At 37.0% G+C, this 22,156-nt stretch carries 17 protein-coding genes; 14 read left to right on the forward strand and 3 right to left on the reverse strand.

What is annotated here, in order from left to right:
- The first annotated feature begins 100 nt into the window (after positions 1-100).
- The 3 genes from CD138_RS07610 to CD138_RS07620 all read left to right on the forward strand — a co-directional run bounded on the left by CD138_RS07610 (position 101) and on the right by CD138_RS07620 (position 5,934).
- Positions 101-1,942 (forward strand): acyltransferase family protein, encoded by a 1,842-nt coding sequence (locus tag CD138_RS07610; protein ID WP_019167300.1) that lies wholly within the window; start codon positions 101-103, stop codon positions 1,940-1,942.
- A gap of 170 nt (positions 1,943-2,112) precedes the next feature.
- Positions 2,113-4,737, forward strand: coding sequence for an ATP-dependent chaperone ClpB (gene clpB, locus CD138_RS07615; protein ID WP_019167299.1), 2,625 nt, complete (start codon positions 2,113-2,115; stop codon positions 4,735-4,737).
- A gap of 291 nt (positions 4,738-5,028) precedes the next feature.
- Positions 5,029-5,934, forward strand: a complete 906-nt coding sequence (locus tag CD138_RS07620) for a 5'-nucleotidase, lipoprotein e(P4) family (RefSeq protein ID WP_019167298.1) — start codon at positions 5,029-5,031, stop codon at positions 5,932-5,934.
- Positions 5,935-6,102: 168 nt separating this feature from the next.
- On the opposite strand, the gene CD138_RS07625 is transcribed toward CD138_RS07620, so the two are convergent.
- Positions 6,103-6,294 (reverse strand): DUF2929 family protein, encoded by a 192-nt coding sequence (locus CD138_RS07625; protein ID WP_019167297.1) that lies wholly within the window; start codon positions 6,292-6,294, stop codon positions 6,103-6,105.
- A gap of 150 nt (positions 6,295-6,444) precedes the next feature.
- Here CD138_RS07625 and CD138_RS07630 point away from each other — a divergent pair, with 150 nt between their 5' ends.
- Entirely contained in the window at positions 6,445-7,386 is a 942-nt protein-coding gene (locus CD138_RS07630; RefSeq protein ID WP_019167296.1) for a beta-ketoacyl-ACP synthase III, read from the forward strand.
- Positions 7,387-7,404: 18 nt separating this feature from the next.
- Complete coding sequence (gene fabF / locus CD138_RS07635) at positions 7,405-8,649, forward strand: beta-ketoacyl-ACP synthase II (protein ID WP_019167295.1); 1,245 nt, start codon at positions 7,405-7,407, stop codon at positions 8,647-8,649.
- 615 nt (positions 8,650-9,264) lie between these two features.
- On the opposite strand, the gene CD138_RS07640 is transcribed toward fabF, so the two are convergent.
- Positions 9,265-9,642, reverse strand: coding sequence for a DUF3899 domain-containing protein (locus CD138_RS07640; protein ID WP_019167294.1), 378 nt, complete (start codon positions 9,640-9,642; stop codon positions 9,265-9,267).
- A gap of 245 nt (positions 9,643-9,887) precedes the next feature.
- On the opposite strand from CD138_RS07640, the gene opp3b reads away from it, so the two are divergent.
- From opp3b to CD138_RS07665, 5 genes are read left to right on the forward strand one after another with little or no spacing between them, the layout of a single operon-like run.
- Positions 9,888-10,814: an oligopeptide ABC transporter permease gene (gene opp3b, locus CD138_RS07645; protein ID WP_019167293.1), complete on the forward strand. Its 927-nt coding sequence runs from the start codon at positions 9,888-9,890 to the stop codon at positions 10,812-10,814.
- A complete protein-coding gene (gene opp3C / locus CD138_RS07650) occupies positions 10,814-11,875 on the forward strand; it encodes an oligopeptide ABC transporter permease (RefSeq protein ID WP_019167292.1) in 1,062 nt (353 codons plus the stop codon). The genes opp3b and opp3C overlap by 1 nt, the downstream gene beginning before the upstream one ends.
- Positions 11,876-11,889: 14 nt before the next feature.
- On the forward strand, positions 11,890-12,969 hold the full coding sequence (locus CD138_RS07655) for an ABC transporter ATP-binding protein (protein ID WP_019167291.1): 1,080 nt from the start codon (positions 11,890-11,892) through the stop codon (positions 12,967-12,969).
- Positions 12,962-13,903: an ABC transporter ATP-binding protein gene (locus CD138_RS07660; protein WP_019167290.1), complete on the forward strand. Its 942-nt coding sequence runs from the start codon at positions 12,962-12,964 to the stop codon at positions 13,901-13,903. The genes CD138_RS07655 and CD138_RS07660 overlap by 8 nt, the downstream gene beginning before the upstream one ends.
- A 22-nt stretch (positions 13,904-13,925) precedes the next feature.
- Positions 13,926-15,590, forward strand: coding sequence for a peptide ABC transporter substrate-binding protein (locus CD138_RS07665; RefSeq protein WP_019167289.1), 1,665 nt, complete (start codon positions 13,926-13,928; stop codon positions 15,588-15,590).
- Positions 15,591-16,120: 530 nt separating this feature from the next.
- Here the strand turns inward: CD138_RS07665 and trpS are convergent.
- Positions 16,121-17,110: a tryptophan--tRNA ligase gene (gene trpS / locus CD138_RS07670; RefSeq protein WP_026066754.1), complete on the reverse strand. Its 990-nt coding sequence runs from the start codon at positions 17,108-17,110 to the stop codon at positions 16,121-16,123.
- Positions 17,111-17,422: 312 nt separating this feature from the next.
- Here trpS and spxA point away from each other — a divergent pair, with 312 nt between their 5' ends.
- The 4 genes from spxA (at position 17,423) to pepF (ending at position 21,776) form a co-directional block, all read left to right on the forward strand.
- Positions 17,423-17,818: a transcriptional regulator SpxA gene (gene spxA / locus CD138_RS07675; protein WP_014614374.1), complete on the forward strand. Its 396-nt coding sequence runs from the start codon at positions 17,423-17,425 to the stop codon at positions 17,816-17,818.
- 285 nt (positions 17,819-18,103) lie between these two features.
- Positions 18,104-18,805, forward strand: coding sequence for an adaptor protein MecA (gene mecA / locus CD138_RS07680; RefSeq protein ID WP_019167286.1), 702 nt, complete (start codon positions 18,104-18,106; stop codon positions 18,803-18,805).
- A gap of 127 nt (positions 18,806-18,932) precedes the next feature.
- A complete protein-coding gene (locus CD138_RS07685) occupies positions 18,933-19,898 on the forward strand; it encodes a competence protein CoiA (RefSeq protein WP_019167285.1) in 966 nt (321 codons plus the stop codon).
- A gap of 69 nt (positions 19,899-19,967) precedes the next feature.
- A complete protein-coding gene (gene pepF, locus CD138_RS07690; RefSeq protein ID WP_019167284.1) occupies positions 19,968-21,776 on the forward strand; it encodes an oligoendopeptidase F in 1,809 nt (602 codons plus the stop codon).
- Positions 21,777-22,156 lie beyond the last annotated feature (380 nt).

Raw genomic sequence — 22,156 nt, forward strand, 5'->3', positions numbered from 1 at the left:
ATATATAATAAAGCGTTTACATTAATTTTAAAAATACGATTGCACGAATGAAAACAAAAGTATACAATATATAATCAATACATTAAATTTGGAAAGAATGATGTTTGTGTGGAACTTTAATCAACGAGACAGAAAACCTATCACGCCTCGGTACATGCCAGGTTTAGATGGCATCAGAGCGGTTGCAGTGATTGCAATCATTATCTATCATCTCAATCCACAATGGTTGTCAGGTGGTTTTTTAGGGGTAGATACATTTTTTGTGATTTCTGGTTATTTAATTACGAGTTTGTTATTAACGGAGTATCATAATACAGGAAAAATTGAATTGACATCATTTTGGATGAGACGTGTTAAACGCTTGATTCCTGCAGTACTCTTTTTAGTTATGGGTGTACTCGTGCTGACCTTGATTTTCATGCCAACGGAAATTCAAAAAGTACGTGCCGATAGTATTGCAGCCGTTTTTTATGTGTCAAATTGGTGGTACATTATGCAAAATGTCGACTATTTTGAACAATTTGCAGTACAACCATTAAAACATCTTTGGTCATTAGCAATAGAAGAGCAATTTTATCTCGTGTTTCCGATTGTATTACTAGGTTTGTTAACCTTTGTACGTCGGTTGAAATCGATACGTATTACATTTTTAATTTTACTCGTCATTTCTATGATCACGATGATGGTGTTGTACGTACCGAATGAAAATGTCGCACGTGTGTATTTTGGTACAGATACACGATTACAAACATTATTGATGGGGGTATTACTTGCGCTCGTATGGCCACCTTTTCAATTAAAAGCAAAAGTAAACCGCAAAATGCGTATGATGATCGATACTGTAGGTGTTGTGGGTTTAGCTATTTTGTTCATATGTTTTAAATTTGTATCTGAGACAAACAGTATTCTGTATTACGGTGGATTTTTTCTCATTTCAGCGGTCACATTATTCATTATCGCGAGTAGTGTACATCCTTCAGGGTATTTTGCGAAGTTTTTAGGTAACAAACTTTTTACTTTTATTGGTAGTCGTTCGTATAGTTTGTATTTATGGCATTATCCGATTATCGTAATCATTCACCATCAGTTCGTGCAAGGTCAAATCCCACCTTTAGTTTATGTCGTTGAGATTTTATTAATGGTGCTCATGGCAGAGTTTTCTTACAAATTTATCGAACAGCCATTTAGAAAAGAAGGCTTTAAGATTTTCGCCTTTAACCAACTGAAAAATTGGCGTTCGCAAAAAGTGTTGCGCACATGGTTAGTGATGATTTTACTTATTCCGAGTCTCCTCGTGTTTGCTGGCGTATTTAACCGTTTTGCAAAGCACAGTACACAAGTGACAGAAGTGAATACAGAAGAAATTGATAAACTGATCACACGACCAAGCCCACTACCGCAACTTGAAATTGATGGCTTTGTTGTGAAAGGAAGCAACCAAAAATATGCTTCATGGAAACCGTTATTAATTGGTGATTCAGTTATGGTAGACATTGGAGATTACTTTAAATCATTTGTGCCTAAAGCAGAAATCAATGGTAAAGTGGGACGTCAATTGGTCGAAGCCACTTCTCTTGCGAAACAACAATATCAAAGCTATCGTGATAAAAATGATATTGTCGTCCTTGAATTAGGGACAAACGGTGATTTTACAGAAGATCAGCTGAACAATTTATTAGAACAGTTTGGCAAAGCAGATATTTACCTTGTGAATACGCGAGTCCCACGTTCTTATGAAGCACACGTGAATGAAGTATTAGCAAAAGCGGCGAAAAAACGTGCGAATGTCACGTTAGTCGATTGGTATCGTCATTCTGAAAATCATACAGAATATTTTGCGCCGGATGGGATTCATTTAGAACCACCAGGTGTGCGCGCATTAACGCACAATATTATTCAAGCCATTGAAAAGCAACATAGTACAAAGAAAAAGGATAAATAAGAAAAGGCCGGTTGATGTTGACCAGCCTTTTCTTATGCTTGAAAAATATAAAATAGTCAAAAAAAGTCAAAGTTATCGATTGATTTTTAGGTAAAGTAGGCTTATAATAGTATTAAGGTCAAAGAAAGTCAAAGTCAATTCGACCTATTCTAATAAAGGAGTGAGACATTTTGGACATTAATCAAATGACACATGCGATTCAAAATGCACTTCAAAAAGCAATTGAACATGCGAAAACTTACAAATTAACAAATGTAGAAGTAGAGGCTGTTTTAAAAGCAGTTCTCGAAGCACCAGAAAGCTTATTTCAAAGTATTTTAGAACGTGCAAACATTGATACGCATGCTTTAAACCAAGCCTATGACGACAAACTTAAAAATTATCCAACAGTAAAAGGGGACAATGTCCAATATGGGCAATATATGTCGCCTAAAATGAATGACTTATTCGTTAAAGCTGAACAGTATATGCAAGAATATGACGATCAATACATTTCGATGGAACATGTGTTACGTGCAGCTATTGATATAGATGAAACGACAAAACGTTTTGTAGACGGTAAAAAAGATGTCATTATTGAAATCATTAAAAAGATAAGAGGAGGGAATCATGTGACTACACAAAATCCTGAAGTAAACTACGAAGCATTAGCAAAATATGGCCGTGACCTCGTTGAAGAAGTCCGTAAAGGTAATATGGACCCTGTCATTGGCCGAGATGAAGAAATTCGTAACACGATTCGTATTTTAAGTCGTAAAACGAAAAACAACCCTGTCCTTATCGGTGAGCCAGGGGTCGGTAAAACAGCGATTGTTGAAGGATTGGCACAGCGTATTGTGAAAAGAGATGTGCCGGACTCATTACTCGATAAGACAGTTTTTGAATTAGACTTGAGTGCACTCGTTGCAGGTGCGAAATATCGCGGTGAATTTGAAGAACGTCTTAAAGCAGTGTTAAAAGAAGTGAAAGAATCAGAAGGACGTATCCTCCTCTTTATTGATGAAATCCATATGTTAGTCGGTGCAGGTAAAACTGACGGTGCAATGGATGCCGGTAACATGTTAAAACCTATGTTAGCAAGAGGGGAACTTCACTGTATCGGTGCAACAACATTAAATGAATATCGTGAATATATCGAAAAAGATTCTGCATTAGAGCGTCGTTTCCAAAAAGTTGCGGTTGCTGAGCCGACTGTTGAAGATACGATTTCTATTTTAAGAGGGTTAAAAGAACGTTATGAAATCCATCACGGTGTCCGTATTCAAGACCGTGCACTCGTTGCTGCAGCGGAATTGTCAGACCGCTATATTACAGACCGTTTCTTACCAGATAAAGCGATTGATTTAGTCGACCAAGCTTCAGCTACAATTCGTACTGAAATGGGCTCCAACCCAACGGAACTTGACCAAGCGAATCGTCGTGTGATGCAGTTAGAAATTGAAGAAAATGCATTGAAAAAAGAATCTGACGAAGCAAGTCGTATCCGTTTGAAAGAATTACAAGAAGAATTAGCTGAAGAAAAAGAAAAACAAGCGTCATTACAAGCGCGTGTGGAAAATGAAAAAGAAAAAATTGCAAAAGTCCAAGAAAAACGTGCAGAACTCGATGAAAGCCGTAAAGCATTAGAAGATGCTGAAAATAACTACGATCTTGAAAAAGCGGCAATTCTTCAACATGGTAAAATTCCAGAATTAGAAAAAGAATTAAAAGCGTTAGAAGCGGCGTTCCAAGAAGATCAAGGTACAGACTCAGACCGCATCATTCGTGAAGTAGTGACAGATGAGGAAATTGGCGAAATCGTAAGTCAATGGACAGGTATTCCTGTGTCAAAACTTGTTGAAACTGAGCGTGAAAAATTATTGCACTTATCCGATATTTTACACAAACGCGTCGTTGGGCAAGATCGTGCGGTTGATTTAGTAGCAGATGCAGTAGTACGTGCAAGAGCCGGCATTAAAGATCCAAATCGCCCAATCGGTTCATTTCTATTTTTAGGGCCAACAGGTGTCGGTAAAACAGAATTAGCCAAATCATTAGCGTCATCATTGTTTGATTCTGAAAAACATATGATTCGCATTGATATGAGTGAGTATATGGAAAAACATGCCGTTTCTCGTTTGATTGGTGCGCCTCCAGGATATGTCGGTCATGATGAAGGGGGCCAATTAACAGAAGCAGTGAGACGTCAACCTTACTCAGTCATCTTGTTAGACGAAGTGGAAAAAGCACATACAGATGTCTTTAACGTATTGCTTCAAATTTTAGACGAAGGTCGCTTAACAGATTCAAAAGGACGCAGTGTTGACTTCAAAAACACAATTATCATTATGACAAGTAACATCGGTTCACAAATTTTACTCGAAAATGTGAAAGATAACGGTAAAATCGATGAAGCGACAGAAAAAGCAGTCATGAACAGTTTGAATGCGTACTTTAAACCTGAAATTTTAAACCGTATGGACGATATTGTATTATTCAAACCATTAACTGTAGACGATATGCAAATGATTGTCGATAAAATCTTGATTAACTTGAATATGCGTTTAATGGATCAACGTATCACATTAGAAATTTCAGATGAAGCGGCTAAATGGACGGGCAAAACAGCTTACGAACCACAATTTGGTGCACGCCCACTCAAACGTTTCGTACAACGTCATGTGGAAACACCACTTGCACGTATGATGATTAAAGAAAACTTACCAGAAGGCACAATCGTACGTGGTGATTTGAAAGATGGCGACATTCAATTTGAAGTAGAAAAACCACAAAGTGCAGAGCGTGAAAGTGAATAAAATAAAAATGATGGAGACTGGACATTAATTTGCCCAGTCTCTCTCTATTTTTATGGACTTATATCCATTAATGATGATAATACAATCGAAAACATCAATTTTAGGAATTGGACAAGTGAAATAAACTCAAGTATGGATTGTAACAAACTTTTCATGTCCAATTTTCACTTGTTGCATTAAATATAAAAATTTTAATAGAAATATTGAGATTTACTTAAAAAGGATTTAATATAGATGTGTGAATAATGTATCGGATAGATTCACGTATCATACATAGAAAAGGTGAAGAACTTGAATAAATGGACAAAAGCATCAGCAGCACTTTTAGCACTAGGCATCGTTTCTTCAAGCGTATCAACAGCAACATACGCTTCAGGTACTGGCGCCGTTAAAACTGAACAAACTGAAAAGCAGGATACAAAAGCGAAAGACAAGGCAGCTCAAACATTAGGTCAACAAAATATTATGAGCGTTGCTTGGTATCAAAATTCAGCTGAAGCGAAAGCGTTGTATGCGCAAGGCTATAACGCAGCAAAAGAAACTTTAAGTAAAAAAATTAAAAATCACCACGGTGGTAAAAAATTAGCGATCGTCCTTGATATTGATGAGACAGTCCTTGATAACTCACCTTATCAAGCAACGAATGCATTAAAAGGTCAATCTTTCCCAGAAGGCTGGCATGAATGGGTACAATCTGCACAAGCGAAACCCGTTTATGGCGCGAAATCATTTTTAAAATATGCAGATCGTCATGATGTAGAAATCTTTTATGTATCAGACCGCTCACATGAAAAAGATTTAGACGCGACGATTAAAAACTTAAGAAATGAAAAGTTACCACAAGCAGATAAAAAGCATGTGTTGTTGAAAAAAGAAGGGGAAAATGGGAAAACTGAACGCCGCGATAAAGTGCGTACAGATTACAATTTAGTGATGTTATTTGGTGATAACTTATTAGATTTTGATGAGCCAAAACAGCCAACAGCGAAATCACGTGAAGCGCTCGTGAAGCAACATGAAGATGATTTTGGTAGCAAATACATCATTTTCCCTAACCCGATGTATGGTAGTTGGGAAGCGACATTATACGACAATAATTATGGTTTAGAAAACAATAAAAAAATTCAAAGCCGTGAACAATCATTACGTTATTTCGATGCAAAAACAAATAAAGTAAAATCATACGAAATGAAGTAAATGCTTTTACAACATAAAAACTGATGAGGCCATATTTAAGTCTCATCAGTTTTTTACATATTAGACAGTGTTTTTCGTGATAAATGCAACAAATTAAAAAAGATCGGATACTGAACAGATAATTCTGTTCAACATCCAACCTTTTCAAAATTCATAGTATGTCAAAATCTAATTCGAATCTTGTGATTGTTTTGGTGGTGTCGTCGCAACATCTAACAATGCAAGTGCAATCACCATAATGACAGCGACAAACAATGGTGTCACAACATTTAGTGGCCCGCCACCACTCAAGCTATTTAATACGAAATTAATCATTTCTACGAGTAAAATAGCCCAAATCAATGTGATGAAGTATTTCATTGTATATTGCCTCCATATTAACTGATAATTCTATTATAGTATGCTTGAGATGTTTTGTATACCATCCCCAGCATGTCACTTGTCTTTTTTTATGACAATGTGTTAAATTAATACCTGGTATTAAAAATTTTAAAAGAAGGTGTTCAAACCATGAATGTAGGTATTAAAGGATTTGGTGCATACGCGCCAGATCGTGTTGTCGATAACGCATATTTTGAATCATACCTAGACACATCTGACGAATGGATTTCACAAATGACAGGAATTAAAGAACGTAGATGGGCAGATGCAGATCAAGATACATCTGATTTAGCGTATGAAGCAAGTATTCGTGCGATTGAAGATGCAGGTATCGATGCACAAGACATAGACATGGTTATTGTTGCAACATCTACTGGAGATCATCGTTTTCCAACAGTGGCGAATATGTTACAACAGCGACTAGGACTTGGTAAAATTGCATCAATGGATCAATTAGCCGCATGTTCTGGATTTATGTATGGTATCGTGACAGCACGTTCATTTGTATTATCAGGTGAATATCAAAATGTGCTTGTCGTCGGTGCTGACAAACTTTCAAAAATTACAGATTTAAATGACCGCTCGACTGCCATTTTGTTTGGAGACGGTGCAGGTGCAGTGATTATTGGCGAAGTATCTGAGAATCGTGGTATTCTGAGTTATGAGTTAGGTTCAGATGGTGTGGGTGGCAAATACCTTTACCAAGATCAAGAAACAAACTTTATTCGTATGAATGGCAGAGAAGTATTCAAATTTGCCGTGCGTGTGATGGGTGAATCATCACAACGTGCAGTTGAAAAAGCAAACTTAGGCCCAGATGATATTAATATGTTTATTCCGCACCAAGCCAATATTCGTATTATGGAGTCTGCACGTCAACGATTAAATTTACCAAAAGAAAAAATGAGTGTTTCAGTGGATAAATTTGGTAACACATCAGCAGCTTCTATCCCGCTTAGTGTTAAACAAGAGCTAGAAAATGGACGTATTAAAGACGATGATGTCGTTGTTTTTGTAGGGTTCGGTGGCGGACTTACATGGGGCTCAATCGTCATCAGATGGGGTAAATAAATAGAGGAGGAAATGAATATGACAAAAAAACAGCGTGTTGTAGTGACAGGTCTCGGTGGCTTATCACCAATCGGAAATGATGTCCCGACAATGTGGGAAAATGCATTAAATGGTGTGAATGGCATCGACAAAATCACAAGAATCGATACAGAACCTTATCAAGTTCACATTGGTGGAGAACTGAAAGATTTTAATGTTGAAGACTTTATTCCTAAAAAAGAAGCACGTAAAATGGCGCGTTTTACACAATATGCCGTTGTGGCGTCTCGTGAAGCGTTAACAGATTCAGGACTTACAATTGATGAAACGAATGCGAATCGTGTCGGCGTATGGATTGGTTCAGGAATTGGTGGAATGGAAACATTTGAACAAGCGTATGATCAATTGAAAGCCAAAGGACCACGTCGTGTTAGTCCTTTCTTCGTACCGATGTTAATTCCAGATATGGCATCAGGACAAGTATCGATTGATTTAGGTGCGAAAGGGCCGAACGGTGCAACTGTGACAGCTTGTGCAACTGCTACCAACTCTATTGGTGAAGCATTTAAAATTATAGAGCGCGGCGATGCGGATGCGATGATTGCAGGTGGAACAGAAGCCCCAATCACACATATGTCTATTGCAGGATTTAGTGCGAGCCGTGCATTAACAACAAATGGTGATATCGAAACAGCATGTCGTCCATTCCAAGAAGGTCGTGACGGTTTCGTGATGGGTGAAGGTGCAGGGATTTTAATTTTAGAATCATTAGAATCTGCACAAGCACGTGGCGCAAAAATTTATGCTGAGCTTGTCGGATATGGTGCAACGGGTGATGCGTATCATATTACGGCGCCAGGTCCAGAAGGTGAAGGCGGTTCTCGTGCGATGGAGGCTGCGATTAAAGATGCAGGTATCCAACCGAGCGACATCCAGTACCTCAATGCACACGGGACAAGTACACCAGTAGGCGACTTATCAGAAATTCAAGCAGTTAAAAATACATTTGGCGAAGCAGCGTATGACCTTAAAATTAGTTCTACAAAATCAATGACGGGTCACTTATTAGGTGCAACAGGTGGTGTCGAAGCAATTTTCTCTATTTTATCCATTCGTGATAGTAAAATCGCACCGACGATCCATGCAAATTCACCAGACCCAGAAATTGACTTAGATATTACACCAAACGTTGCGGTTGATCATGATATCGAATATGCAATGAGTAACAGCTTAGGTTTTGGTGGACACAATGCCGTATTAATTTTTAAGAAATATAGTGAATAGATCGGTTTAAATAGGCGATGATGCTTTCTATGATGATAGAGGGTGTCATCGCTTTATTCATGTATGTAACTTTTTCTAAAAAACAGTACGACGATGAATGTGACGACAATTGTCTTGTCAAAATTTCACACTGGGATTGATATTTAAATTCAAGCTCATACAATTCATGAATATAATGGAATAAATCATATGGTGTTAAAAGTATGTTAGTTTCTAAAAAGACGAGACAATCTCTAAATAATCCAAGATTGCCTCGTCTTTTTCACCATACCATTGTTAAAGGAACTTTCATTTCTCTGAATAGTTATACAACACTGTTTGTTTTAGAAATACATCTGAAACGTCACACAAGCTGTTTTTTAAAATAGAATTGTAAGAAGTGACTATATAATAGTAGAAAGTCGTCACTAGGCTTCCGTTTATAAAGTACATCGATGTTATAGGCATATTGGCGTAGAGTACGCGTCATACACATTGCCTTTCATGGCTGCGTTCTAATTTAAAGTCGTCAATATGATCATTTCATAGTGATCAAGCATCACAACAACATTTCGAAATATTCCGACTGAGTATGCACGCTAGAAAAACATTTGTGTATGAGTCATACACATTGACTTATATTAAATATGCAATAAGAATCGCTAATAAAAAGTAAATGAGCTGCATGATTAAAGCAGGCTTAATCCACGGTGAGATAAAATGATGTGCCTTTTTAGGTTCTTTTGGGTTGAAAAATGCATCATCTTCTAAACGTGAACGATTCTTTTTACGCATCATTTGGTAACGAAACTTTCTGAAACCATAGCTCGTCACATCGAGAACCCCTTCTTGAACAACTAATAGTGTGAACAAAAGAATCCCGACTAAAATGGAGACGGTGAAAAAAATGTTCAACAATTGGGTAAAAGTATGCGTTGAAAACAGCCAAATGATGATGCTTGCAATAGGTGTCAATAAAATATAAATTAAAGCATTTTTGTTTAAGTATTTCATCGTTTCAGTCCTTTTTTGTATTTACTCCCATATTGTAACGGAAACAGCTCAATTTGACATCTCATTTTTAGTTCATAAATTTTTTATTTGCAGTCTAAATAGTCGATATAAAGCTAAAAATTTCAAAAACTTTATTGGGGTAAATCAAAATGTTATTGATTAAATTTTATGAAAAGTCTATAATAGCATTAATATTTCTGAAAATTTAGAAGGGAATGTTAAATAGCATGTAGGGGGTAAAGTCAATGCTTAGATATACGTTAAAGCGTTTGCTGTATATGGTCATTTCTCTATTCATCATTGTTACCATTACATTTTTCTTGATGAAATTGATGCCAGGTTCACCATTTAACGACGAAAAGTTAAGTGAACAACAAAAGACCATTTTGAATGAGAAATATGGATTAAATGATCCACTACCTGTTCAGTACGGCAACTATATGAAAAATGTTGTAAAAGGAGATTTTGGTAATTCATTCCAATACGACAACCAACCTGTTTGGGATCTCATTAAACCGAGATTAGTACCATCGCTTCAAATGGGCTTATTTGCAATGGTCATTGGTGTCATTTTAGGGGTGATACTAGGGGTTATGGCAGCAACTCGACAAAATACATGGGTCGATTATCTCGCCACCTTTATATCAGTTATCGCCATTTCAGTCCCATCATTCGTATTAGCTGTACTATTACAATACGTATTCGCGGTACGATTACAATGGTTCCCAGTAGCGGGTTGGGAGGGCGTATCTACGGCAATCTTACCATCGCTCGCATTATCAGCAGTTGTATTAGCAACGGTGGCACGATATATTCGAGCGGAAATGATTGAAGTATTGAGTTCTGATTACATATTACTTGCTCGTGCAAAAGGTAATTCGACAGCAAGAGTATTATTCGGGCACGCGTTAAGAAACGCATTGATTCCAGTTGTAACAATCCTTGTACCGATGTTAGCGAGTATTTTAACTGGGACATTAACAATTGAAAATATTTTCGGTGTACCAGGGCTTGGTGACCAGTTTGTGCGTTCAATTACGACAAATGACTTTTCAGTGATTATGGCGATTACATTATTATTCAGTGCAATGTTTATCGCTTCTATTTTCATTGTGGACGTCCTTTACGGTCTCATTGACCCACGAATTCGCTTGCAAGGAGGTAAAAAATAATGTCAAATCAAGAACGTCATTTACCACAAGATGATCATTCAGGCGCAACTGTTGCGCAAACCTCTGGAATTATGCATGAAGATTTTATTCGTACAGGCACACCGGATAGTGGGGAACAAGCATTTCAACGTGAAGGTCGTACATTTTGGCAAGATGCTTGGGCACAATTAAAGCGCAACAGACTTGCTGTCGTTGGGATGATTGGTCTCGTGATTATTATCTTATTTGCATTGATTGGTCCTTTGTTGAATGGTCACGATTATGCAGAACAAGATGTGCAACGTCGTAACTTACCTGCGAAAATTGCAGTATTAGATAAAGTGCCATTCCTACCGTTTGACGGGCAAGGCGCTGATGGCAACGCCTACGAAAAAGCACACGTGACAGAAAATTTCTGGTTTGGTACAGACCAACTCGGACGTGATTTATGGACACGTACATGGCAAGGGACGCAAGTATCACTTTTCATTGGTCTTGTTGCTGCATTATTAGATATCTTTATCGGTGTCATATACGGTGCGGTTTCCGGATATTTCGGTGGTCGTGTCGACGATATTATGCAACGTATTATCGAAATTATTTCTTCAATTCCAACGCTCATTGTCGTGATTTTATTCGTCTTAATTTTTGAACCATCGATTTGGACGATTATTTTAGCGATGACGATTACAGGTTGGATTGGGATGAGTCGTGTTGTACGTGGAGAATTCTTAAAATTAAAAAATCAAGAGTTCGTTTTAGCATCTCGTACATTAGGATCATCGAATTTAAAACTCATTTTCAAACATATTTTACCGAATACATTAGGTGCGATTATTGTTACGTCAATGTTTACAGTACCGAATGCGATTTTCTTTGAAGCGTTCTTAAGCTTTATCGGAATCGGGGTGCCTGCACCAAGAACTTCTTTAGGTTCTCTTGTAAACGATGGTCGTGCGATGTTATTAATCCATCCGCATGAGTTATTTATTCCGGCGGTCGTATTAAGTTTATTAATTCTATTTTTCTATCTCTTTAGTGATGGGCTACGCGATGCATTTGACCCTAAAATGCGTAAATAAAGGAGGAATGTACAATGTCTGAGCGTGTATTAGAAATCAATGACTTGCATGTCTCCTTTGATATTGAAGCAGGGGAAGTGCAAGCGGTTCGAGGCGTTGATTTGTACTTGGATAAAGGTGAAACGTTGGCCATCGTTGGAGAGTCAGGTTCAGGGAAATCTGTCACAACGAAAGCAATCACAAAATTATTCCAAGGACAAACAGGTCGCATTAAAAATGGCAGTATTATTTTTAACGGTGAAGATTTAACTCAAAAATCGGAAAAAGATCTCATGAAGTTACGTGGGAAAGAAATTTCAATGATTTTCCAAGATCCGATGACGTCACTCAACCCAACGATGAAAATTGGTAAGCAAGTGATGGAACCGATTATTCGTCATATCGGTTTAAGTAAAGCTGAAGCGAAAAAACGTGCGGTCGAGTTGCTAAAACTAGTGGGCTTAAAACGTGTTGAAGAGCGTTTCAATGCATATCCACATCAATTTTCAGGTGGTCAGCGCCAACGTATTGTTATTGCGATGGCATTGGCATGTGAGCCGAAAATTTTAATTGCGGATGAACCGACAACAGCGCTTGATGTAACGATGCAAGCACAAATTTTAGACTTGATGAAAGAACTTCAACAAAAAATTGATACGTCTATTATTTTCATTACCCACGATTTGGGTGTTGTGGCGAATGTGGCAGATCGTGTGGCAGTAATGTATGGTGGCCAGATGATAGAAACAGGTGATGTCAACGAAATTTTCTATGACCCAAAACATCCTTACACTTGGGGGTTATTATCTTCTATGCCTGATTTAGAAATGGCGGATGATACGGCGTTAATGGCGATTCCTGGTTCACCACCAGATTTAACACGTCCACCAAAAGGGGATGCCTTTGCGTCGCGTAGTGAGTATGCGTTAGCGATTGATTTCAAAGAGGCACCGCCATGGTTTAAAGTGTCACCTACACATTTTGTTCGTTCATGGTTGTTAGATGAGCGTGCACCTGAAGTTGAACCGCCAGAAATGGTAAAGCGTAAGCAGCGTCCAATGCCGAACAACTTTGCCAAACCAGAACGCGTAGAAAGGGTGTCGTTTAATGAATGATAAAGAAGTATTAGTTGAAGTGAAAAATTTAAAGCAATATTTCAATCATGGCAAACGCAATGAAGTTCGTGCGATTGAAGATATTTCTTTTAAAATTTTTAAAGGAGAAACTTTCGGACTTGTAGGCGAATCGGGTTCTGGTAAATCGACAACAGGTAAAGCGATTATTAAGTTGAACGATGTTACGGATGGACAGGTGCTTTACGAAGGGGTTAACATTCAAGAAATTAAAAAGCGTAAAGATTTATTGAAGTTTAATAAAAAGATTCAAATGATTTTCCAAGACCCATATGCATCATTGAATCCACGTTTAAAAGTAATGGATATCGTTGCGGAAGGGATTGATATCCACGGTTTAGCAAAAGACCGTAAAGATCGTAAAAAACGTGTCTATGATTTATTAGAAACTGTAGGATTAAGAAAAAGTCACGCCAATCGTTATCCGCACGAATTTTCAGGCGGTCAACGTCAACGTATCGGAATTGCCCGTGCATTAGCGGTAGAACCTGAATTTATTATTGCAGACGAACCGATTTCAGCATTGGACGTATCGATTCAAGCGCAAGTCGTGAACTTGATGCAAAAATTACAACGTGAACGCAATATCACATTTTTGTTTATTGCACATGATTTATCAATGGTGAAATACATCTCGGACCGAATTGCTGTGATGCATCTTGGACGAATTGTAGAACTCGGACCTGCTGATGAAATCTATCACAATCCGATTCACCCTTATACGAAGTCTTTATTATCTGCCGTACCACAACCTGATCCAGACAGCGAGCGTACAAGAACGCGTGTCGCTTATGAAGAAGATCATACAAAAAATGATCAGCGTCAGTTAGTGGAATGTACAAAAGATCATTATGTGTTTGCGACAGAAGAAGAACTGAAACAATTTCAAACGGAACACCAATCAGTCGGTGTATAAAGACGGAAAGGGGGAATCACAATTGAAAAAGCAGCATAGATTTAAATTACTGATTACATCTGTTTTATTATTATTCGTATTAGCCGCTTGTAGTAACAATGGCGGGATTTATAGTGATGAGGGACAAGTGTTTCGTAAAGTAATCACTCAAGATATGTCTTCACTTGATACAGCAAAAGTTACTGATTCTGTAAGTTTTGACAAGTTTAATCAAGTCTATGAAGGCTTATATACTTTAGATAAAAATGATAGTGCAGTACCAGGTGTTGCGAAAGGTCAACCGAAAATTTCTGATGACGGTAAAACGTGGACAATTGAACTGCGTAAAAATGCGAAATGGTCGAATGGAGACCCAGTGACAGCACACGATTTCGTCTTTGCATGGCGCCGTGTGTTAGACCCGAATACTGCTTCAGAATATGCGTACATTATGTATGACTTGAAAAATGCTGAACAAATCAATATGGGTAAAAAGAAAACATCAGAACTTGGTGTGAAAGCACTGGACGACTATACGTTACAATTTGAACTGGAAAAACCAATTCCATACTACAAAGAAATGTTAGCGTTTGGTACATTCTTACCGCAAAATGAAAAAGTTGTGAAAAAATTCGGTGACCGCTACGGTACCACTGCAGAAAAAGCAGTCTATAATGGGCCATTTAAAGTGAAAAAATGGGCTGTGGAAGATAAAATCTTATTAGTTAAAAATGACAAGTATTGGGATAAAGATGTGGTCAAACTTGATAAAATTAATTATAAAGTTTTAAAAGATGGGCAAGCAGGTGCATCACTCTATGATACCGGATCAGTAGATGATACAGTCATTTCATCAGAACAGGTCGATAAATATAAAGGGACACCCGCTTTACAAAAACGTTTACTTGCTGCGACATTCTATTTGAAACTCAATCAAGATGCCGTGCCAGCATTGAAAAATAAAGATATGCGTCTGGCATTGGCAAAAGCGGTTGATAAACAAGCGTATGTTGATGCCGTGTTAAACAACGGTTCGACTCCAACTGATGGTTTTACATCAAAAGAAACAGCGAAAGATCCTGATGGTAACGATTATACAGATCAAATTAAGTCGCCGTTAAAGTACAATCCAGATGAAGCGAAAGCCAGCTATGAAAAAGCGAAAAAAGCTCTAGGTCAAAATGAATTTACGTTTAAAATGAATACAGATGATACACCAGCGAACAAAATCTCAGCTGAGTTTATTAAAGCACAAATTGAGAAAAATTTACCTGGTGTAACAGTTAAAATTCAACAATTACCATTTAAACAACGTATTGCTCGTGAACAAAGTGGAAAATATGAAATTTCTATCTCTGGTTGGGGGCCAGACTATCCTGATGCGATGACATATTTAAACATTATGACAACAGGTAACTCTTCAAATAATACAGGTTGGAGTAATAAAGAGTATGATCAAAAAGTGAAAGATGCGAATGGTCCATTGTTAAGTGACGTTAAAAAGCGTAACCAAACATTAGTGGACGCTGAAGAATTATTATTAGCTGAAGCACCAATCGCACCGATTTACCAAAAAGGTGAAGCACATTTAACGAACCCACAAGTGAAAAACTTACAGTATCATAATATTGGTGGGGACACGTCATTGAAATACGCTTATATCGATAAGAGTATAGATAGAGAAACTGGTAAGAAGAAAGAAAAGTAGTTGAAAGAATGAATTAAAAAGTGTGTTATTGTTTAGGTTATCCTATGCAGTAACACGCTTTTTTTGCGTGGGAAAGTTGCAAGTAGACTAAGTTGAAAAGTAGAGGTAAAACTGTGTGGACTAACGCATATAAATCATAAGCTAAAGCAACAAACTTGAGATGAATTCAAAAAAGTTATCAGCACATCAAATGCATTGATGAAGATAGGAAGAAAGAGAAAGAATTAGGAATCATAAGAGGATTAACAAATGAATAAGAGAGCGTAACATGAGAGATGCTGAAAATAAAGCAGTTGCAAGTCAGATAGCAACCAGGTCGAGACTCCCGAGGGATCAGACGCAGCCGAAAATCCAATTTGGCTTCCACCAAGTGTGCACTTAAATCAAGCCAAATTTAGTTGAGGCAAGTCCCCTGGGAAAGCGAGACCTAGGAAGCAATCTGAAGACTTGCAACTATACTTTTATAATGATTCAGCAATCGGTGGGTTACAATTTAATGTTAAAGAATATGAAATGTTAAGAATTAAACTTTATCGCTTACGTCCTAACCCCATCGCTTTCTCCATCTTCTTCAACGTTTTAAACGATGCGCGATGTGCTTTGTCACGACCTTCATCTAAAATCGTATCCAATTTATCTGATTCATAAAAACTATTGAACTTCTCTTGGAAATCCGTCAAGAAGTTTTCAACCACTTCTGCCAAATCTCCTTTGAACTTACCATAACCTTCATTTGCATAACGGTCTTCCAATGACGCAATCGATTCACCTGTTAAGCTAGAATAAATCGTCAATAAATTCGTGATGCCCGGCTTATTCTCTTTATCAAATTTGATAATGCCATCTGAATCTGTCACAGCACTTTTAATCTTTTTAGCGGCAACTTTTGGTTCATCTAATAAAGAAATGAAGTTTTTAGGGTTGTCATCACTTTTACTCATTTTCTTAGTAGGATCTTGTAAACTCATGACACGGCCACCGACTTCTGGCATTTTAATCTCTGGTTTTGTCAAAACATCATTGTAACGACTGTTGAAACGATCCACTAAATTACGTGTCAATTCGATATGTTGTTTTTGATCATCGCCAACTGGCACAATATCAGTGTTATATAAGACAATATCCGCTGCCATTAAAGGGGGATAAGTCAATAAACCAGCTGGAATGCCTTCGCTTTGCTTTTGAGATTTATCTTTAAACTGCGTCATACGTTCAAGTTCACCGATTGAAGAAATCGTTGTGAGCATCCATCCAGCTTGAGCGTGTGCTGGCACTTCAGATTGAATAAATAGTGTGACCTTTTCTGGGTTAAGGCCTGTCGCAAGATAAATCGCAGCGAGTTGGCGAATTTGTTTTCTTAACTTCAAACGATCTTGTGGTACCGTAATTGCATGTTGGTCCACGATACAGAAATAACAGTCGTACGCATCTTGAATGTCCACGAACTGCTTTAATGCACCGATGTAATTTCCTATTGTGGGGATACCACTCGGTTGAATTCCTGAGAATAACGTTTTCATATTGGATAGCCTACTTTCTTTCATGTTTAATCGATACTCCTATTGTAACAGTATTTTCATCGTTTGTAAGTTATGATATGATGAAAGTAATAATTGGATAGTCAAAACTACTACTAAAGTCTGATTATTGAAATCATTGGATTATTTTGTATTTTTCTCATTTAATTTTAATGTTTTAGGTGTATAATAGAATCATAGCGTTAGAAGCGAGAACATTAAAGATTTGAATTGTTTTAACACATATTGAGCAGTCAATCTTGAAACGTTAAATTACAATGAATTCATTTTCATTAAATTAGGAGAGTGAGATGTATGGTAACATTATTTACTTCACCAAGTTGCACATCTTGCCGTAAAGCGAAAGCATGGTTACAAGAACATGACATTCCGTATACGGAGCGAAATATTTTTTCTGAACATTTAACTTTAGATGAAATTAAACAAATTTTAAAAATGACTGAAGATGGAACGGACGAAATTATCTCAACACGTTCTAAAACTTACCAAAAATTAAACGTGGATATTGATGCCCTACCACTTCAAGATTTATATGCGATTATTCAAGATAATCCAGGCATTTTACGTCGACCAATCATATTAGATGATAAACGATTACAAGTGGGTTATAACGAAGATGAAATTCGTCGTTTCTTACCACGTAAAGTACGTACGTTCCAATTACAAGAAGCGCAACGTATGGTAGATTAAACATTCATCTTAATGAAGTCATATATAAAAGGACTAGAACTATTGACGTTCCGGTCCTTTTTCTGTTTTTTAAGTATGACATGTAACAACGCATCTTTATAACAATCTAAGTACATCATTAACAGGACAAAGACGAGTTACAAAAATAGCGGGATAAACAGGTTGTGTTATACTTATTCTAGGTTATTCCTGAAAGATGATATGATACAGACAAATAGATTGAGTTTTTTGAAGTTGTTTAATACAATAGGATTACTATTCATCGACTGTAAGGAGTGAGATGATATGAGAATAGAACGAATTGATGACATGACAGTAAAGCTTTTTATTACGTATACGGATATAGAAGCACGTGGATTCAAACGCGAAGATCTTTGGACAAACCGTAAGCGCGGCGAAGAATTCTTCTGGTCAGTGATGGAAGAAGTCAACGAAGAAGAAGATTTTGTGGTTGAAGGGCCGCTGTGGATTCAAGTACATGCCTTCGAAAAAGGTGTCGAAGTAACCATTTCAAAATCCAAAAATGATGATTTAATGCAAATGTCTGAAGATGATAGTGCTTTTGATGAATTTGATAGTCAACTCAATGAATTGTTATCACAGTCGTTGAAAGATGAAGAAACAGAAAACGATAAAGATACAGAACAATCATATCGAAAACGTTCAAATAAAAATCGTGCAGCAACAACTCGTACGGCCATCTTTAAGTTTGAAGATTTAGAAGATGTGATTGCTTATGCACATCGAAATGATCAACGACTAACAGAATTTGAAGATTTACTTTATATGTTAGATGACACGTATTATTATGTGGTTCATTTTGACGACACAGTTGCAGAAGAACACATTCATGACTACTATGGTCAAATTTTAGAGTTTACTGCGCCAAGTGATAAGTCAGAACTGTATTTGAATGATTACGGCAAAATTGTGATGAGTCATAATGTTGTTGAACAAGTGAAACGTTATTTTCCTGAAGCGGAATAACCAAATATTAATTAAATGAAAAGAGATCAAGTGAGTGTATCGCTTGGTCTTTTTTGTTTTGAAAAATTGACCTTATCCAAAAGTAATTCATAAAGCTTAAACGTGTAATTGGATGAGGTGAAAAGAGATGTTAACAGCATATAATGCGCAGTCACAACAAATTTTAGCAACACATGCACGTAAGGAAGAAGTGTATCATTGTCCTATCTGTAAAGAAGTATTGATATTAAAACAAGGGGTGCGAAAGGGGGCTCATTTCGCGCATTACCGGCATTCAATGGGGCATGTACATTTAAAGGGGGAGTCGATTCAACATGCACGATGTAAATCTATATTGTACGAACAACTTTATGAAATCGATTCGGAAACACAATTGGAACCTTATTTACAAAGTATTATGCAAATTCCAGACATTATCTTTAAAACGTGGGCAATTGAGATTCAACTGAGTCCCATTGCGATTAAGACGATGAAAGCACGGACAGAAGGGTTACAAAGAGAGGGGCATCACGTATTATGGATAGCGGAAAAGCCTCAAATGAAAAAAGGACTTTATGTGTTATCGCAATTACAACAGCAATGTATCATACCGTCTATTAAAACGTTATATTGCATAGATACGTCATCATGTGAGTTGTTCAGATTATCCCATATTATGCCTATAACGGCGAAAACTTTTCACGGTGAATTGATGCCACTTTCAATACAGGCATTGTGTCAAGATTTACAACAGGTTCCTCAAAATGATTTGATTGTCAGAAAGCTGTCGACATCTCAAATTTTAAAATATATTCAGCATTGTCGGCGTCAAAATAGTGTGTTAGAGCCTACGCTGTCAATGATGTATCAAATGCGTATGTCGGATGAACAAGTCGCGAAAATAACAGGATTTTTATTTCCAGAACAAATTTATATTCAGACACATCCCGTATTATGGCAACTGTATATATTGAAGTGTCTTCAAGTAGGTATCCCAAGTCATTCACTATTGTTGAAGCAGTTGAAGTTTCGTCATTTTGCGGTAGAGACATGTGAGCGTCAACAGATTATCAACCCAATCATACAGCGCTATTTAAAACTTCTCAATTTGTAGGTATATAGAGTGCATTATGCTGTGGAAAATGAGAAAATAGGAGTATTACATCACGAGGAGGAATTTATAATGAGCCAACAATTGACAAGAGAACAACAAGAACAGAAATATCCTGAATATTCATGGGACCTCACGACGATTTTCGAAAGTGATGAGGCATGGGAAACAGCGTTTAAAACAGTTGAAAGCTATCTTGGAAAAGAAGAAAAATTCAAAGGTCATTTAGGTGACAACGCTGAAACATTGTATCAAGCCCTTTCATTAGAAGATGAAATTGAAACGGAACTTGAATCTGTATATGTTTATGCCCATTTAAAACAAGACCAAGATACTGCAAATGATAAATACACAGGTTTTGAAGCACGCGCACATCAATTAGCAATTAAATTAAGTTCAGCATGGAGCTTCTTAGTGCCTGAATTACTACAAATTGACGAAAAAACAATTGAGTCTTACGTTGCTGAACACGAAGGATTAAAACGTTTCGAATTTGATTTAAACTTAATTAACCAAAAACGTCCGCACGTATTAGATGCAGAAAAGGAAAAATTGTTAACTGAAGCACAAGATGCACTGTCTACACCAAGCAATGTATTTAGTATGTTTGATAATGCGGACTTAACATTTGATGATGTCACAGACAAAGACGGCGAAAAGCATTCGTTAACACAAGGTTCGTATATCAAATATTTAGAGTCAGATGATCGTATTTTACGTCAATCGGCTTATGAAAATATGTATAAAGCGTATGGCAGCTATAACAATACACTTGCGGCAACATTAGCAGGTGAAGTGAAAAAGCATGTGTTCAATGCACGTTCTCACAATTACAAGAGTGCCAGAGCGCAAGCATTAGGGAATAACCATATTCCTGAAGAGGTTTACGATAATCTTGTGAAAACCGTTCATGAATACTTACCACTGTTACATCGTTATACAAAATTAAGAAAAGATTTGCTTGGTGTCGATGATCTGAAAATGTACGATATGTATACGCCAATGGTTAAAGATATTAAATTTGAAATGCCTTATGACGAAGCGGTTGAGTGGATGTTGAAAGGTCTTGAACCAATGGGCGAAGAATATTTAAACGTCATTAAAGAAGGCTTGAATAACAGATGGGTTGACGTTTATGAAAATAAAGGTAAACGTTCTGGTGCTTATTCTTCAGGTTCACACAACACAAATCCATTCATTTTATTGAACTGGTCTGATACAGTATCTGACTTGTATACGTTAGTACATGAGTTTGGTCACTCTGCGCACAGCTATTTCAGTCGTAAAAATCAACCATCGAATATGAGTGGTTATTCAATTTTCGTAGCTGAAGTGGCATCAACATGTAATGAAGCGTTGTTAAGTCATTATATGGAGCAAAATTTAGATGACAAACGCCGTCTATTATTACTTAACCAGGAATTGGAACGTTTCCGTGCAACATTATTCCGTCAAACTATGTTTGCAGAATTTGAACATAAAATCCATCAAATTGAAGAAGCAGGGGAGCCATTAACTGCGACGCGTATGAACGAAGAGTATGCCGCATTGAATCGTCAATATTTCGGTGACACTGTTGAAACTGATGATTACATTAGTAAAGAGTGGTCACGCATTCCGCATTTCTATATGAACTATTACGTATATCAATATGCAACTGGCTATAGTGCAGCACAAAGTTTAAGCCATCAAATTTTAACAGAAGGGGCACCGGCTGTTGAACGTTACATTAATGAATTCTTGAAAAAAGGAAGTTCAAATTATCCGATTGAAATCTTGAAAAATGCAGGTGTTGATATGACAACACCAGGTCCAATTGAAGATGCATGTAAAGTATTTGAACAAAAATTAGATGCTTTTGAAAAATTAATGAAAGCTTGATGTTGTTGAATCCGTTTACAATATGTCAGGTTTGTGAAAGTTTTAATTTCTGAGTCTAAATGGGTTGAAACAACATCATACACGTGATATATTATGAGCATGAAATTAATCACATTACAAACATACCCCTTTGTTTGAAGTGAAAAATTTCTCCCATCCCCTTTGTTTAGCGCCGTGTCAAAACACGGCGTTTTTTAATGCTTTCATTTCCTATTGATTAAAAATTTTCAACATTTTAGAAATCCAAAACGATACATATTCCACTTAAGCAACAAAATATTCCGTTTAATACAGTTTTTTAATTTCTTATGAGTAGTGTAATATATAATAAGATCGATAATGAAATGTATAAAGATAATATCAAGTTAGGTTCTTTATAG

Origin of the sequence: Staphylococcus intermedius NCTC 11048 (assembly GCF_002902385.1) — a bacterium.
GTDB classification, from domain to species: Bacteria; Bacillota; Bacilli; order Staphylococcales; family Staphylococcaceae; genus Staphylococcus; species Staphylococcus intermedius.